12 protein-coding genes are annotated in these 17,845 nt (G+C 40.9%); 3 read left to right on the plus strand and 9 right to left on the minus strand.

What is annotated here, in order from left to right:
* Positions 1 to 8: 8 nt before the first annotated feature.
* Positions 9 to 2,333, plus strand: coding sequence for an energy-coupling factor transporter ATPase (locus DOD25_RS03000; RefSeq protein WP_112928659.1), 2,325 nt, complete (start codon positions 9 to 11; stop codon positions 2,331 to 2,333).
* A 168-nt stretch (positions 2,334 to 2,501) separates the two neighbouring features.
* Entirely contained in the window at positions 2,502 to 2,807 is a 306-nt protein-coding gene (locus DOD25_RS03005; protein ID WP_004106568.1) for a YhbY family RNA-binding protein, read from the plus strand.
* 115 nt (positions 2,808 to 2,922) lie between these two features.
* Here the strand turns inward: DOD25_RS03005 and DOD25_RS03010 are convergent, their stop codons facing one another.
* The 6 genes from DOD25_RS03010 to DOD25_RS03035 form a co-directional block, all read right to left on the minus strand.
* Complete coding sequence (locus DOD25_RS03010) at positions 2,923 to 4,092, minus strand: hypothetical protein (RefSeq protein ID WP_004106567.1); 1,170 nt, start codon at positions 4,090 to 4,092, stop codon at positions 2,923 to 2,925.
* A 35-nt stretch (positions 4,093 to 4,127) separates the two neighbouring features.
* Entirely contained in the window at positions 4,128 to 5,840 is a 1,713-nt protein-coding gene (locus tag DOD25_RS03015; protein ID WP_064340533.1) for a PASTA domain-containing protein, read from the minus strand.
* Between the two features lie 135 nt (positions 5,841 to 5,975).
* Complete coding sequence (locus tag DOD25_RS03020; RefSeq protein ID WP_064340532.1) at positions 5,976 to 7,343, minus strand: replication-associated recombination protein A; 1,368 nt, start codon at positions 7,341 to 7,343, stop codon at positions 5,976 to 5,978.
* 87 nt (positions 7,344 to 7,430) lie between these two features.
* A complete protein-coding gene (locus tag DOD25_RS03025; RefSeq protein WP_112928661.1) occupies positions 7,431 to 9,959 on the minus strand; it encodes a DEAD/DEAH box helicase in 2,529 nt (842 codons plus the stop codon).
* Between the two features lie 60 nt (positions 9,960 to 10,019).
* Complete coding sequence (gene der, locus DOD25_RS03030) at positions 10,020 to 12,224, minus strand: bifunctional cytidylate kinase/GTPase Der (protein WP_064340530.1); 2,205 nt, start codon at positions 12,222 to 12,224, stop codon at positions 10,020 to 10,022.
* Positions 12,221 to 12,994 (minus strand): pseudouridine synthase, encoded by a 774-nt coding sequence (locus DOD25_RS03035; RefSeq protein WP_004106562.1) that lies wholly within the window; start codon positions 12,992 to 12,994, stop codon positions 12,221 to 12,223. The genes der and DOD25_RS03035 overlap by 4 nt, the downstream gene beginning before the upstream one ends.
* A gap of 245 nt (positions 12,995 to 13,239) precedes the next feature.
* On the opposite strand from DOD25_RS03035, the gene DOD25_RS03040 reads away from it, so the two are divergent.
* Positions 13,240 to 14,211, plus strand: coding sequence for an MIP/aquaporin family protein (locus tag DOD25_RS03040; RefSeq protein ID WP_004106561.1), 972 nt, complete (start codon positions 13,240 to 13,242; stop codon positions 14,209 to 14,211).
* A gap of 8 nt (positions 14,212 to 14,219) precedes the next feature.
* On the opposite strand, the gene DOD25_RS03045 is transcribed toward DOD25_RS03040, so the two are convergent.
* The 3 genes from DOD25_RS03045 to DOD25_RS03055 form a co-directional block, all read right to left on the minus strand.
* Complete coding sequence (locus DOD25_RS03045) at positions 14,220 to 14,537, minus strand: hypothetical protein (protein ID WP_004574306.1); 318 nt, start codon at positions 14,535 to 14,537, stop codon at positions 14,220 to 14,222.
* 141 nt (positions 14,538 to 14,678) lie between these two features.
* Complete coding sequence (gene purH, locus DOD25_RS03050) at positions 14,679 to 16,349, minus strand: bifunctional phosphoribosylaminoimidazolecarboxamide formyltransferase/IMP cyclohydrolase (protein WP_004106559.1); 1,671 nt, start codon at positions 16,347 to 16,349, stop codon at positions 14,679 to 14,681.
* A 33-nt stretch (positions 16,350 to 16,382) separates the two neighbouring features.
* Positions 16,383 to 17,756, minus strand: a complete 1,374-nt coding sequence (locus tag DOD25_RS03055) for a cell division protein PerM (RefSeq protein WP_064340529.1) — start codon at positions 17,754 to 17,756, stop codon at positions 16,383 to 16,385.
* Positions 17,757 to 17,845: the final 89 nt, after the last annotated feature.

The following is a 17,845-nucleotide window of genomic DNA, read 5'->3' on the forward strand; positions in this document are numbered from 1 at the left end:
GTAGTAGCATGAACGAAGCTAAAAAGCACATGATTGAAAACAATGCGCAAGTAGTGTTGCGAAATATTTGCTATAGCTACGATGATGGAAAAACTTGGACGCTTAATAATTTAAGTCTTACAATTAACGCTGGCGAGCGCTTGGCAATTGTGGGATTAAACGGTTCTGGTAAGTCAACCTTGGCAAAAATTATTGCAGGTTTAACGGCACCAGATAGCGGTTACGTTACATTATGCGGTGAAAAAGTTTTTGAAAATACTACTGCTTGTGCTGAATCATATAAAAATGCACGAAAATATATTGGTGCACTTTTCCAAAGTCCTGAAGACCAGATTATTACAACAATTACTGAAGAAGATGTTGCTTTCGGACTAGAAAATTTGCAATTCCCTCGAAAAACAATGTATAAGAGTATCAGCGAAGCTTTAAAAACTGTTCACATGGAAGATAAGCGTTACGATGACCCTAGCACTATGAGCGGCGGACAGCAGCAACGAGTAGCTTTAGCAAGCGCTATTGCTATGAATTCTAAACTGCTTGTTCTTGACGAACCTACTTCTATGCTCGACTCGTTCGCTCGCAAAGACGTTGATGCTTTATTCGATAATTTGCATAAAAATGGCACTACTATTGTTCAAATTACACACAATTTTGAGGAATGCAAACAAGCAAATCGCATACTTCTACTAGAAAATGGCATACTGAAAGAAGTAAGCTTTAATGGTTTAAAAACTTACTTTTCTAATATTGAGTTGGCTAATAATCATTTAACTAAAATTAGCAAGAACAAAAACTTAACAGATAGCAGATTCAAAGAAAATGAGTCAGATATCGCTGTAGAAATTTCCGGACTAACTGTTCAATATGATAAAACTTCTCCAGCTGTTATTGACGATTATTCACTCACTGTTAAAAGTGGCGAAACAGTTGCAATAATGGGCGAAAACGGCTGCGGCAAATCAACTCTTGTTAAAACAATGTGTGGATTGTTAAAAGCCAATTCAGGAAACATAACAGTGCATGGCATATCTGTTAGAGGTAAAACATCTAGAATAATACGACAAAAGCTACATCAAACAATTGGCTACGTTATGCAACTGCCAGAACAACAGCTTTTTGCTGATACAGTACGGAACGATGTCGCTTATGGGCCAAAAAATTTTGGGCTGAAAGGCAATGCTCTCAAAGAACGTGTGGATGAAACCCTACGCTTACTGAACCTTGAGAACTTGGCTGAAAAATCACCTTTTGCGCTTTCTGGAGGTCAGCAGCGTCTTGTTGCAATAGCTGGCGTTTTAGCTTGCAAGCCACGCGTACTCGTACTGGATGAGCCAACAGCTGGATTAGATTTTGAAGCTTCGTTGCGTATTCGAGAAATTCTTGGAACGCTACACAATCAAGGCGTAACCATAATACTTATTACGCATAATCTTCAAGAAGCAGAAGATTTAGGCGCAAGATTAGTAACATTAAAAGCAAGGAATAAAGCAAGCAATAAAGAATGCAGCACAGCAAAAAATATTGAAAATACCAAAAACAAAGAAAGTTCCACAAAAGCAAAAACAACTTCGCTACTTCAATCTTTTGACCCACGCGCGACGCTGCTATCATGCTTTATTCTTATGCTAAGTGCTTTTAGTATTACTAACTACATACAGTTAGCTATTCTTGCTTTTGTAACATTTACTCTAACTGTTGCTGCAAAAATACCATTTGTTAAGCTTATTGCTTCACTGCACATGATTATTGCGGTATTTGTTTTCTCCGGATTACTTAACATTCTGGCAGTGCGAACCGGCACAGTGCTAGCAAATATTGCAACTATTCCTATTACAACTGATGGAATTAATTACGCAATACTTTTTGCAACACGATTCTCGCTTGTTATTATCATTGGAGCAATTCTAGTACTAACAATGAGTCAGACAACGCTTAACGAATCTTGCACACGATTACTATCACCACTTCGACATATTGGAATACCAACGCAAGAAATAGCACTTATTATGAGCCTAGCGCTACGGTTCTTACCAACACTCAGTGCAGAAGCGCACTCTGTGGCACTAGCGCAAATCGCTCGAGGAAGTAGCATTCGAGATGGTTCTTTTAAGCAACGAGTACACGCTATAACAGCTTTAATAGTGCCAGGTTTTGCAGGAGTAATTCGCCATGCTGACACTCTTGCGCTCGCATTAGATGCACGCTGTTACACGCCTGGAGCTGAAAGAACTCACTTGCACTCATGGAAAATGCGTATAAAAGATGTGCTGCTATCAGTAGTTACTCTTGGTGTTGTAAGCGCGATTATTGTGTGCAAAATGCTACCTTTGTAATAAAAAATTTTGAAAATATTTCACCCTTTGCAGCAAGCGCAATAAATACGGAATAAATAAATTTGCATTATCACATACAACAATTCGCAATATACTGTATAATCCGTTAAGCACTATGTAATTTATGTAATATTTGCGTTATAAAACTTGCATTTGAAAGGACGCCTTATGGCATTGACAAAAAAGCAGATTAAGCAGCTCCGCGCGCTCGCTAATACGCTTAGCCCACTTTTATACGTTGGCAAGAACGATATTACTGATGCAGCTGTGAAGCAAGCAGACGAAACCATGCAGTACCACGAGCTCATGAAGTGCTCTGTGCAAGATGGTTCCGGATTAAGCGCTAAAGAAGCTGCTGATGCACTTGCTCAAAAGCTCGGCGCCGAAGTCGTGCAAGTAATTGGCAATCGTTTTGTGTTGTTCCGCGTCTCTCCGCTAGACAGCGTTGAACACATTATGCTTGTGCGCGAATAAAACTCTCTCTTAATATTTTTATATTTTTGCGATAATTCGTAAATAAAAATGCTCCATGATTGCAAAACTGCTGAGGCAATTCAACATTCATGGAGCTTAATTTTATAGTAGCTTGCTATTCGTCAATGATTTGTACGCCACTAACTGTTGACTGACCTGCTGGAAGTTCCAGCCAATTTGATCCATCATCCCCATATTGAGCAGCAATAGTAATTTTTTTGTTATTATATTTTTCAAACCTATTGCTTTCATTTGATTTAGAGATCTTCATCGTAACCAAAATATTATTAAGATCATTGCGCGTTTGCATTACTCCACAATCTGTACCATTACAAAATCCTCCAACAGACATCTTTCTATCGAATACTAATATCGTATAAATATTATCTTTATTTTCTTCCAGAACATTGTCTTTATTACCAGTATTATTTGGTGTAGTTCCAGGAAAATCATATGCTTCATCAACATTTAATATTTTTACAGTTCCAGTAAATACTTGATAACCTTTCTCGCGCCAAAGTTGAACAAGCTTATTATGCTTACGCTGAGCTTGAGTCAAGTTTTTAGCATTAATCATCATATTAATATCAGTAAAATCATCAACTGACACAAAAGTTGGATGTAATAATTTACTTATCTCACCAGTTCCAGGAACTGGATCGTATGTATTATCTTTATCTAATGGGTGATAAACAATAGACCTAGTATTGGTAAAGTTGCCTTCATTCAGCTTATAGATTGTTTTAATCCACGGGAAAACATTAGGCGAATTTTTTTCAATAGCACGCAGAATTACAATTCCTTTATGGTGCGGATCAAAATATATTGTACCTGAATTCTCATTTTCATCATGCGCATTATCTATAATTTCTGGATATTTAACTAACTTGCCATTCTTAAATGAAAATACATGAATACACTTGTTAGAGTTATTATTATATTCATTTGTAGCAATAACAATCATTTCTGGAATATTATCGTTATCAATATCCCACAAATCATAATAATATTCGAAATCCTGCGGGAATTTATTTGAAACATACGATGAAGTTTCAAGCACCTTTTTGTATTCTTTACCAGCTTGAGAAAGAATATCGTCAGTACTGCGAGTATGCGGTTTTGTGATTGTGCTTATTATGCTATTGCTGGTAATACTTTTCAACGAAAAGCCGCTGTTTTGTAAGGTATCTGCAGCAAAAAGAGTATACACAACGCAAGCAGTAAGCCAGCATATAAGCACAACAGTCGATACGCAATAATACAGAAAATCACTATTCTTTTTCATAGACAACATATCTACTTTCGATTTATTTAAAACCTTTAGTCACGTTCAGGAAGCTTACTCCAGTCGAAAGGCTTTTCAACCAAGTAGTATGCAACACTATCGTCTGGAGCAGGCTTAAATGGAACAGCCTTGTGCTTAACTGTTGGCACGAACGGGTTATCTTCTATTGCACCTTTGTAAGGTTCAGCATCAACAGTCGTTTTAGAATACAATTTCGGATTTCTGCGTAAAATAAACGGTCTTGTAGTATCTGGCTTTTTATTGCCTTTTCCTTCAAAATAGCCAGAAGATTCAATCTTATTAAGATTTGCATGAACTGGAACTACAAGGAAGAAGTCGCGCATTCTAAACGAAGAGTCTTTCCAATAGCCAGGAATTTTATCAGGGCTTCCATATTGTTTAATGTCTTCAGGAGGTTCAAACGCGTCAACCCACTTACCATTAACACACATATTGCCAATATTGTCATTAGCTGTTTCACCACAATACGGCAATCCCATTCCACGATAAAGTTCAAAAGCACCAGTATCTCCAACAATCAAATGATTCTTCATCTGACTGTCTTTATTCTTATCATTATCCTTATAAAATATCATTCCGCCCATCTGATGAGCACCATTACCAAAAGTTAAATACTCATAGAAATGAGAATCATCAGGATACTTAGGATCGGTAGGAAGCTGCAAAAACATATAGTCCGGATCATCTTTAGGATAATCATGTTTCTGAAGCTCAATACAGTCGCCATCATTAGTACACCAAGTGCCAATAACAGGAGACGCATTAGTCACATACATTATAGTCTTGTCACTAGGATCATTTTCTGTAAGCACATTTTTGGTTTCAGAAGCGTCAACACCGTAGTACAAGTCAACATGCCCACCAGAAAACTTTGTGCCTAAAGCAGGTTTAGAAGAAATAATCTTACCAAGATTCTTTTCTGACGAGAAATGCGGGTGCAATGAAACATCTTTCAATCCTAAATCTCGCAACTTATTTACTGCTTCGTCTTTATCCATGCCGAACAAGTCTGCAGGAATACCTTTGTCTTTAACTCCAACAGCAATACGAATCACGCCATCATCACTACTTCCGCTCGAAACTGAGAAGCCTGGCATCGGGTCAGTTGCAATAACTTTTCCAGTATTAGTAGAAATAATATTGTATGTTTCAACAGGAACACCCATAGATTCAGCTATTTTCTTAGCTTTTTCGAGAGGCTGACCTACTACTCCCTTTTTAGGAATTCCAGGACCTTTAGATTCTATAACAGTAACATGCGATGAACTTTGCACACGTTGACCAGGACGAACATTAGTAAAACGAACAAAACCACCACGTTTAACAGAAGAAAACTCTTTAACAATAATAACTTTCACACCCTGCTTACGTAGATCGTCTACAGTTTTTTGCAATGGCGCACTTTTTAATGCACTAGCTTTAGGAATAAGAACAGTATGACTACTTTGTGAAGGTAAATAAAATACCATAAACGCAACCGCAGCAGCAATAACAAGTACTACAGTAACAATTGAAGCAATCAGTAGTTTAAATTGCTTTGATTTAGCAAAAGATTTCTCGCTACTACTTTTTGCAATATACCCAGGCTGAGTATAAGTTTCTTTTACAGGTGGCACATTATAATTTTCATTCGCAACGTCCGAATAATTTGCAACAACATTGCCACATGAATCACAAAACTTACTATTCTGCTCTAGTTTATTTCCACAATTTTCACAAAATGCCATAATTCCCTCTCTTAACTGTGCTCGCACTTACCGAGTTTTTAACACAGCAAATCCCTCTTAAGTGAAATATCTACACACGATTCTAGTTACACTGTCTGATAAACACAAAGATGCAATAACAAACACAGCACTTATTTATTTGTTAGATTCATGAAGAATGGCACGGATTTGAGATAAACGTTGCGAAATCTCGTGCTCGTAGCCGCGATTCGACGGCTGATAGTATTCGCAACCAACTAGCTCATCTGGCATGTACTGTTGGGATGCTACAGCACCCGGATAATCGTGAGCATACTTGTACCCGTCATGGTTTCCCCAACTTTTCATCAAAGCAGTTGGAGCGTTACGCAAATGAAGAGGAACTTGACCAATATTTCCAGCATCAACATCTTGCAAAGCCTGATTAATAGCATTGTAGCTTGCGTTTGATTTAGGAGCGGTTGCTACAGCAATCACAGCTTCCGAAAGAATAATACGCGCTTCTGGCATGCCGATTAAAGCAACTGCTTGAGCTGCTGCAACAGTTACTTGCAAAATTTGCGGAGCTGCCATACCAACTTCTTCGGCAGCAGCAATCATAATTCGCCTTGCAATAAAACGCGGGTCTTCACCAGCTCGAAGCATTCGCGCTAAATAATGCAAAGAAGCGTCAACATCACTTCCGCGCATCGACTTAATAAAAGCAGAAATCACATCATAATGATCGTCGCCGTCTTTGTCGTAACGAACTGTAGTAGTATCCATTACGTTAGAAACAATATCAGCAGTAATTACAGGCTTCTTTTTGCCATGCTGTAACGCAACATCTCCTGTTACTGCTCCTGCAGCCGCCTCTAAAATAGTGAGAGTTTTGCGAGCGTCTCCCCCGCTTAAGCGAATAATAGAATCTATTGCGTCATCGTCGATTTTAAGCTGATTATTAAGACCATTTTCGCTAGTTAGCGCACGTTCTATAAGAGTATGCAAATCTTCAACGCTAAGTGACTCAAGTTTAACAACTACTGATCTACTAAGTAGCGGCTTAATAATTGAAAAGCTTGGGTTTTCGGTAGTAGCTCCAATAAAAGTTACGTCGCGATTTTCAACGCTTGGAAGCAAAGCATCCTGCTGAGATTTAGAAAAACGGTGAACTTCGTCAATAAATAAAACTGTTTCTTGACCATTACTAACTAAACGCTCATGCGCGCGATCAAGTACCGCACGAACGTCTTTAACTCCAGAAGTTACAGCAGAAAGCTCTTCAAACACGCGACCAGACTGACGAGCAACAATATAAGCGAGCGTAGTTTTGCCAACTCCCGGAGGACCAAACAACACAACAGAACTTGGAGCAGTAAGAGAACCTTTAGATTGCGGATTTGCAAGCCTACGCAAAGGCGAACCTTCTTTTAGAGCATGCGACTGCCCTAGCACGTCTTCAATACTGCTCGGGCGCATACGCACTGCCAACGGACGAGTCACATCACTCGGCGCGCTACTTGCTGCAAATAAATCCTGCTCCATAAATACCAGCTTACACTACATATAGAACAAACGTTCGATTGCATTTTGCGTCTTGCATTTCGTATTCTGTTAACACATTTTTAAAAATCACACGTGCGAAACTTGGTAATCGAAGAACACAACTTCACCTTCGTCTTGAGTTGTATCTAAATCGACAACGCCAGTAATAGCCCAATTGTGATCCCCGTCTGAATCGTCAATAATCTGCCGAACTTTCCACGAATGTTCACTTTTCTCAAGCGAATCATCCAAAATAAACAAGTCGCCACTTCGAGCCTTAGCATCTATTCCAACATACTCGTGCTCATCGTAATAGTCGTCAAGCACATCATTCCACTCGTGAACGCCATAACCCCAAGCTTTGTCAAGCTCTCCTAAAGTATCCGCATCTTCCAAATCCATAAGCTGCACGCGACGAAACATTGCGTTTCTAATCAACACAATAAGTCCACGACGATCCTCAACTACAGACTCAGAAGTTGAAGGCGCAGCCGTAGTTACAGCGCTAGCTTCAGCATCCGATCCTCCAGCACTCTCCCACTCGTCAACAAGACTTGAATCAATAGAGCGCACAACAAGACGAAGCCACGAAATAATATCACGCAATTCTTCGTTAAGCATGTCTTCTGGCACAGTGCGAGCAAGCGAACGGTAAGCGTCCGAAAGGTAACGAAGAAGCGTTCCCTCACTTCTAGCAATGCCATAACGAGAAATGTATCCAGTAAAATCAGAGGCGGTTTCAACCATGTCTCGAAGCACAGATTTAGGCTTAATCCAGTAGTCGTTCGCCCAGGGCACATCCTTGCGATATTGCGCAAAAGCAGGAGCTAGTAAGTCTTCAAGAGGCTTAGGATAGCTAACTTCAGCTAAGCGTTCCATGCGCTCCTCATAGTCAATGCCATCGTCCTTCATACCAGCCATTGCAGCATCGCGTGCTTTGCGCTCTTGAGCACGAAGAACAGGCTTAGGATCATCCAGAGTTGCTTCAACCATGGAAATTACGTCAAGTGCGTAGCTTTGAGACTCGGGATCTAACAATTCCAAAGCTGCGAGCAAGAACGGAGAAAGCGGCTGATCTAGAGCAAAACCTTCAGGCATTGCAACGTCAAGCTCATAATCGCAAGAACCGTCCGAAAGCTCTCTGCATTCAATAACTTGAGTATCGAGCAAAGTCTGGAAAATATCGTCGCAACGCTCAAGTAATTTTTCTTTATCTTGCGGCTTTTGTGCGCTATCTTCAATAAGTTTTTCAACTCGCGCTCTAGCATCCCCACCTTGCGTAACTTCGTTCAAAATCATTGAATGCGTTACAACCATGTGAGGATTCAAAGTTTCAGGAGCGCTTTCAATAAGCTTAGTAAACGTTGGCTCACCCCAAACAACAAAGCCTTCTGGAGCTTTCTTACGCTTAACTTTTTTAAGCTTTTTAGGATCATTTCCAGCTTTTGCAACAGCGCGCGCATTCTCAATCTCGAACTCTGGAGCCTCTGCAACTACTAAGCCCTCAGTATCGAATCCCATTCTGCCTGCACGTCCTGCAATTTGGTGAAACTCGCGAGCGCGAAGCTTTCTACTACGATTCCCATCAAATTTTGTAAGAGCTGTAAGCACAACCGAGTGAATTGGCACGTTAATGCCAACGCCGAGAGTGTCTGTGCCGCAAATAACTGGTAGAAGTCCAAGCTGAGCGAGCTGTTCGACAAGCCTACGGTAGCGCGGAAGCATACCAGCATGATGTACGCCTACACCAGTGCGCAGTAACCTTTGCAAAATTTTGCCGAAACCTGTAGTAAATTTAGTACCTTTAATGGCTTGAGCAATTTTGTCTCGCTGCTCTTTGCTTGAAACTCCAGTACTTGCGAGCGCTTGCGCTGTTTCAAGAGCTGCGTCTTGCGAAAAATGAACTACGTAAATTGGCGTTAAACCCTTGTTAAATAAGAGTTCTACAGTTGTTGCAAGCGGCTTATCTGTGTACTCGTATTCGAGCGGGATTGGTCTTGGAGCGTCTGCAATAATATCGACGTTTCTTTTTGTTGATTTTTCTAAGCGTTCCGCAATATCCGTTACGTCTCCAAGAGTTGCACTCATAAGTAAGAATTGCGTATTTGGAAGCGTAAGTAACGGAACTTGCCAAGCCCATCCGCGCTCTGGATCACCACAGTAGTGGAATTCGTCCATTGCAACGCAATCGACTTCAGCGTTTGCGCCTTCACGCAGAGCTTGATTTGCTAAGATTTCTGCCGTGCAGCAGATTATTGGAGCATCCGCATTAATATGCGAGTCGCCTGTAATCATACCAACGTTGTCACGCCCAAAAATAGCTACTAAATCGAAGAATTTTTCGGATACAAGAGCTTTAATTGGCGCAGTATAGTAGGAGCGTCTGCCGGTGGCGAGCGCCGCGAAATGCATACCGAGCGCGACAAGCGACTTTCCAGAACCTGTTGGAGTGTTTAAAATAACGTGGTCTCCTGCAAGCAAATCCATAACAGATTCTTCTTGATGCGGCCACAAATCTACATGTTTGTTATCTTTAACCCAATCAACAAATGCTTGAAAAATCTCATCTTCGCTAGCATGATGCAAATCGAAAGCTAACTCGCCCAAACCAGCCATATACGCTCCTACTTTACTTAACCCTAACTTACTTTGACTTAATCACGCTTTATTTGCGCTTTACTTGCGCTTCTTCTTATCTCGTACTTTTACAGAGATTTGAATAGGAGTTCCCTCGAATCCAAACTCTTCTCGAAGAGAACGCTCAATAAAGCGACGGTATCCGTGCTCTAAAAAGCCAGTTGTGAATATTACAAAACGCGGTGGGCGCGTAGAAGCTTGCGTAGCAAACAAGATTCTCGCTTGCTTTCCGCCTCGCAAAGGATGCGGATGAGCAGACTGAATACGACCTAAGAAAGCATTAAGCTTGCCTGTAGGAATGCGCTTATCCCAGCTGTCTAAAGCTGTTCGCATAGCGCGCGCAAGACGATTCGTATGCCATCCTGTTTTTGCGGAAAGATTTACGCGCTCAGCCCAAGTTACGCGCTCAAACTCAGTTTTCCATAAGCGTTCCATGCGCTGTCTGGAAAATTCGTCCATCAAGTCCCATTTGTTAAACACAAGTACGATTGCTCGACCCGCGTCTACAGCCTGGCTCATAACTTTCAAATCCTGCTCTGCAATCGGCTGGGAAGAATCGAAAAGAATCAAAGCAAGTTCCGAGCGTTCAATCGCAGCTTGCGTACGAAGTGAAGAATAGTATTCAGCACCCGTAAGCTTGTGCTGCCTGCGCTTAATACCAGCAGTGTCAATAAACAGCCAATCCTCGCCGTCAACTCGCACAACCTCATCAACAGGGTCACGAGTAGTTCCAGCCAAATCGTTTACAACAGATCGCTCTTCATGAGCTAAATGATTCAAAAGCGAAGACTTACCAACGTTTGGACGACCTACTAAAGCAACTCTGCGAAGTCCTTCTGGAGTTAAGAATCCTGAAGTTTTATTCGCTTTCTTCAAAGAATTGAGCGCTGCATCAAGCAAATCTCCAACGCCTCTGCCGTGCATTGCAGAAATTCCGTAAGGCTCACCCATTCCGAGCTTCCAAAACTCTGCAGTCAAATACTCGCTTCTAGCATCGTCAACCTTGTTAACTGCCAGAGTAATAGGCTTACCTGCAGCGCGAAGCATTGAAACAATACGCTCGTCTGTAGCTGTTAAACCAACTTGACCATCTACTAGGAAAATCACAGCATCGCTTAAACGCACTGCTACTTGCGCTTGTTGAGCAATAGAAGAATCAATACCTTCAACATCTGCTTCCCAGCCGCCAGTGTCAACAAGCTTGAAGTTGGTCCCAGCCCACTCAGCGTCGTAGCTTACGCGATCTCTCGTAACACCTGGAGTATCTTCTACAACAGCTACACGATGACCCAAAATACGATTTACAAGCGTTGATTTTCCAACGTTTGGTCGACCTATAATGGCGATTACTCCAACAGCTTTAGAGTCTTTTGCATCGCCTTGACTTACTTCGTCGCCTCGAAGAAGCGCACGATCTTCATCGTCAAGATCGTAGCCTTCAAGATTAGCAGCATAACGGTCATACTCATCCTGCTCAATTGCAGCGTCAACCATTTCAACAAGAGCATCGAGAGTCTGCTCAAAAGTCAAATCAGAATTATCGAGCGTTGTAACACCGTCTGCTGCTTGAAGAAAATGCGTAACTTTAGCATCTTTAGCATCACGAGCGCGAATATCGTCTTCTTCAGATTCATTATTTTTAGATTCATTATTTTGCAAATTTTCTTGCGCAATATTCTGCTTGTTTCTGCGAGCTTGACGCACTTCTTCGCGTGCAGTAAGAAGCACTCGAACTTGAGCATTAGGAGCAACAACAGTAGTAATATCGCGTCCTTCTGCAACTATTCCCTCACCTTTAGAGAAAGAATCTTCATCTGACTCTGAAGCAATATACGCACGCTGAGCAGCAATAAGCATACGGCGAACTGCAGGAATCGAAGATACAGTAGACACATGCGAAGAAACTTCGCTGGAACGCAATTCTTCGCTAATATCCTCACCTTCAACAGTCACTACAGGATTCTTAGGATCAACACTAAAGTCAGCGTCACTTTCAGTAAATAAGGCTCCAACAGCTTCAACAATTTGATTAAAACGTTCAGCATCCGCTGGATTTACAGGATTTCCTTCTTCATCCAATTCAAGTTGCGTGCTTAAATCAATACCTTGCTTCAAGCACCACCAAGCAGCAGCTCTATACATTGCACCCGTATCTAAATACGCAAAACCATAGTATTGCGCTAAAGCACGAGAAGTAGAAGACTTACCTACTCCTGCTGGTCCATCAATTGCTACACAAATCACAGGCCAACCTCCTTAGAAAGCGAGCGCACTTCTGTTTGAGAAAGCACGCGATACGATCCAGCTTTTAAGTCACCCAATTTAATAGGGCCAATTTGCGTACGAACAAGACGCTTTACAGGGTATCCTACGGCTCCAAAAATCCTGCGAACAATACGATTTTTGCCAGAATGCAACACAACTTTTACCATGGTTGTGTCGTGATTCTGATCGATTATTGCGCAACGGTCGAGCTTAATCCAACCATCTTCAAGATTTACGCCTTGCGAAACCAAGCGGCGGCAAACCATACCGTTGATTTTGCCTTCAACAGTTGCAATATAAGTTTTCTCAACCTCATACTTTGGGTGCATTACGTGCTGGCTTAGCTCGCCATCGTTGGTCATTAAAATAAGACCTTCAGAATCGTAATCCAAGCGTCCCATGTGGAAAATTCGCTCGTACTTGTCTCCAACAATATCTCTTAAAGTAAAGCGACCTTTTGGATCGTCCATTGCGCTAAGAACTCGCTTAGGCTTATGCAATGCGAGCGTTACTAGCTTTGTGTTGAACTTTACGCGAGATCCATCAACGCGCACTTTTTGACGTTTTGGATCTACTCGAGTACCAAGTGTTGTAACCAATTCGTCGTCTACTTCAACACGCCCGTCAAGAATAATCTCTTCACACTTGCGTCTTGAACCAAATCCCGCTTCAGCAAGCAGCTTCTGCAGTCGAATGGCGTTGTTGTCATCTGAATGCGCCTGATTGGCGCGGGAATATGCGTTTGGCATCGTTCTCCCAACGTGACCTAAAGAATTACATACATACTTGCGCCAGAATTTACTTAAGAATACGCAATATAAGCAATTCATTACTCATTAACTTACTAATTTCTGTGGCAATTTATTAAATTTGCAATAAATCAAAAACACCACGTCTTCCTATGTTACCGTATGGCATAGCCGTGATAGTATAGCCTAGGTTTCATTGTGTTGCAATCATTAACAAAGCGGCACAACTAAAATTAAGGAAAGTTATGATTAAAACTACAGATACACCGTGCAGCACAACTAAAACTGCTGCGCCACTTATTGTTCGTATTGGTACTGAATTTATTGCTACAGCTTTAGCGATGTTCGTTGTTTACACTTTTTATTCTCTTACTACCGTAATGTATGGAATCAACGTTTTAATGATTGCCGCAGGCACTGGTATCGCTTATGCTGCAGCGACATATATTGCATCTAAAGTTTCTGGAGGCCACCTTAACCCTGCAGTGACAGTTGCTTCGATGCTTACTGGACGCACTTCATACACTGCAGGATTATGCTACATTGTTGCCCAAGTTCTTGGTGCTATTGCAGCTGCAGGATTGTTTATTCTTATTATTCCTCAGCAGGATTCAAGCATTGATCCGTCACAAGTTGGTCAAGGCTCAGGTTTTGACAAAAAGTATTGGTTTGTTTCAATAGTAAACGGATTCGAAAAGGCATCCCTTTCTGCACGTCAACTAAAAGAAATAAACTTGTCTTTCGGAATAGTATCTGCGTTATTAGTTGAAGTTATTGCTGTTATTTTGATTGTTGCCACTGCATTGCGCAGCACAGACCATGAAGGTAATACTAAATGCGGTTATGCAACACACATCGGTATTGCATACGCAGCTGGCGCTTTCATTACGTATCAAATTACAGGAGCTGGTTTGAATCCTGCTCGTTCTACCGGCATCGCATTATTCGCAAACTCTCATGATTTGGAAGTTAAACCACTAAGTCAATTGTGGGTATTCTGGATTGCTCCAATTTTTGCTGCAGCGCTTGTTAGCCTAGTTTTGCTATTAACAAAGCTTCTTTCAAACTCAGCACAAAAACTTGCTGTATCAAATGAAACAAATCCTGCACCAATACAAAATTTTGCAGACACAAAGGCAGATGCTCCTGCAGCGCCAGATATGAGCTATGAGTACGTTCAAAACGTATCTGACAATAACGTTGCGAACAATCTTTAAAAATAAAGTTATAGCAAAAATATAATTGAAGCGTATGTTATAAGCAAACCTATGCCGAGCGTAATACTTATGAAAGAATCAAAGCCAACTGAGCGAACTTTCCAAGGGCTACGCTGACGCATAATTAAGCGCATAACTCCTAGAAGTACAGCCGTCACAGAAATAACAACTGTGGCGGCTTTTACATATCCTATAAATGCCAATAATGCGCAAAGTGCAATAATAATTGCTACAATCCATTCAGCATAAGGCTTACCCTCACGTTTTTCCGACACGTACGGATGCTCCGTTTTAGCACTTCTAGTCTGATGCTCACTATCTGTCATACTTGTATCATACCTGCTCCGCGATAAGAAAACATAAGTTGTTTTAGGCACTAACACAAAGATGCAGCGCTTGAAGTACACAAGCGCTGCATCCATAATATTGATTAATTTATTTGTCTATGAATCTTAGTTAAAGCAATTTTAGTGGAAGAAGTGACGAGTACCGGTAGTGTACATCGTTACACCAGCTTTGCGCGCAGCTTCGAACACTTCTTCGTCGCGAATAGAGCCACCAGGTTGCACGATTGCGCGAACGCCAGCTTCAATAAGAATCTGCGGACCGTCAGCGAATGGGAAGAAAGCATCCGAAGCCGCAACAGCTCCGCGAGCACGTTCAGCACCATCAGCCAAAGTATTCGCACGTTCAACAGCCAAATGGCACGAATCCACGCGATTAACCTGCCCCATACCAATGCCAACAGTAGCATTATCATGCGCGAGTAGAATTGCGTTAGACTTTACACAACGAAGCGCACGCCAGGCAAATTGCAAATCACGCAAAGTGTCAGCATCAGCAGGATCTCCAGAAACAAGCGTCCAGTTTTCAGGATTATCACCAAAAGCATCAATCTTATCTGCAGACTGAACTAAAGCACCACCGTCAATAGGATGAACTTGCAAATCTAAGACTGGCGGAGTTGCAACCTTCAAAATGCGAAGATTCTTTTTCTTAGTGCGAAGCAATTCCAAAGCTTCAGGCTCATAGTCTGGAGCCACAATAACCTCTGTGAAAATTGGGCGCACACTTTCTGCCATTTCCAAAGTCACAGTAGTGTTTGCAGCAATCACACCACCGTAAGCACTTACAGGATCGCAAGCATGAGCTTTTTTGTGCGCTTCTACTGCAGTCGTGCCTATTGCCAAGCCGCAAGGATTATTATGCTTGCAAACAGCAACCGCAATTTGTGGAGCAAAATCCCAAACTGCACGCCAAGCAGCATCCGCATCCACATAATTGTTGTAGCTCATAGGTTTTCCGCCAAGAAGCTCAGCCTGAGCCAAACCACCCTTATGCAAAGGATCTAAATACAATCCTGCTTGCTGATGGGGATTCTCACCATATCGAAGCGTATGCTCTAAACTCCAAGTGCGCGTGTAGTTTGCAGGAAGCTTCACAGCTTCAGCATTTTGATTATCTTCTTCATCATTTGTGTTCAAACTTTCAGGCTTCTGCCATGCTTTACTTGTCCACTCAGATATAGAAGCATCGTAAGCTGCTGTATGAGCAAATGCTTTACCAGCCAAATATTCGCGCTCTTGCAAATTAAAGCCTTCACCTGAAACGATTCTATTAGCTAAAAGCTGGTAATCTGCAGGATCTGTAATAACAGCAACAGACTTATGATTCTTTGCTGCAGCACGAATCATAGAAGGTCCACCAATATCAATTTTCTCAATAATTGCGTCACTATCAGCACCGCTCATTACAGTGTCTACGAATGGATACAAATTAACTACTACAGCATCAAACGGCTTTATGTTTAACTTTTCAAGTTGCTTTACATGATCAGCATTACTCATATCTGCAAGAATTCCAGCGTGAATATGCGGATCTAAAGTCTTCACTCTTCCATCAAGACTTTCTGGGAAACCAGTAACGTCAGAAACTTCAGTAACATGAACGCCAAGTTCAGCCAATTTAGCAGCAGTAGAGCCGGTTGAAACTACTTCAGTATCAGCCTTTCTAAATGCTTCAGCTAATATTTCAAGTCCCTCTTTATGAAAAACTGAAACAAGAACTCTACGAATTTGCTTTTCACCTGTGGTTATCAGCACATTTGCGTTTGATTCTTTGCTCTGTGTCTGTTGCACGGCGGCCTTCCTTCCCAAAATAGTAGTGAGGAATTATTTTCTTTTAGCCTTCGATGAAACCGTCCTAGGAGCAGCTTTTTTCAAAGGCAAAGGTTGATTCTTTTTATTACTAGTCTTATTTTCGATTAATTCTGCAGATTTTACAGGTTTATTCGACTTACTAGCAGCAATAAGATTAAAGCAATATCGCACGCCACAAATAAGTAGGATACTAAAAATCGAAATAACCCATGCTACAGCAGAAGCGTATAGAGTAAGATGACCAACAGCTCTAGTACTTTCAATAATGTCAACTCCAATATAAGAAAGTCGACATTCACCCAATGAACCATTTGCTATTGAGAAAACAACAGTCCACATAATTGTAATTAAAGCGGATACACCTACACTATCAGTTGCAGCTTCTACAGCATTCAACATAAAAGACTCACGCTCGGTTTTGTCAATAATATTTTTTAAACGCAAGCCACAGCCGCTTTTATGCAATAAAGTTATAAGCATTACAATAAAGCAGAAAATTGGAACTATGGAGTAAAAAACAGTGCGATGCATAACATCAACAATAGCATCAGGAAATATTCCAAAAACCGGAATAGGAGGCAAAGATTTACGCTGAGAAACTGCTAAAGTAAATTGTGCAACAGATCCAATATTAAATCCAGATCCACAAATCCAAGATAATGCCCAAATAGCAATATTTGGCAGCCAAACTAAGCAAGCAATAGTTGTAAGAATACGAGAACCATTTTGCATGCCTAATTTATTGAAATATGAATTAACATAGCCAAAATTTGTGCAAGCCCAAACTACAACAGTTATTAACGCAACGAAAGCGTATAAACCAAATAAAATTACTGCTGTACGCTTAGTAATACGAATATTTTTTTGAATATACTCAGGGCACATTTGCTTGTAGCGCTGCTTTAACGACATAAACAATGAGCTGCTTGGGAAAACCGCTATAAGCAAAGAAATTAAATAAATACAAGAAGATTTACAAGCAACAATAAAAGTAGAATCCAGTAAAGTAACATGCGTATTTTGAGAAAGTATCGCATTAATAACAGCCCAGACTACAAGCCCAGTAAAATATGCTATATCTCCACCTCGAATACGGCGAATTAAACATACAAGTGTTGCAATAAGTAGAAAAGTAAGACCTAAAGGAATAATCGTAAGAATGCAATTGCCAAAAGTAAGACCTACGCCTTGAGCAAACATAAACACAGCCCAAGTCATAGACATTGCAGATTCAGAAAGATTGCCTGCTCCCTCTTCGATAGAAACCACAAGAAGTGTGAGAGATAGGAAAAGACCTATTGTAAGAGAAAAAATAAAAATAACAATAATAGGAGTTATTACACCTTTAGACATGTTTATTAAGAATGACTTAAGTTTCTCAACCATGCCTTTTCCTTTCAATTCTTTTAGGTGCAAAACCAATATATTGCTTTAAATAGGATATTACTTTAATAATAAGCGATAATAATAAACTT

This window comes from Gardnerella leopoldii, from assembly GCF_003293675.1.
Lineage (GTDB): Bacteria > Actinomycetota > Actinomycetes > Actinomycetales > Bifidobacteriaceae > Bifidobacterium > Bifidobacterium leopoldii.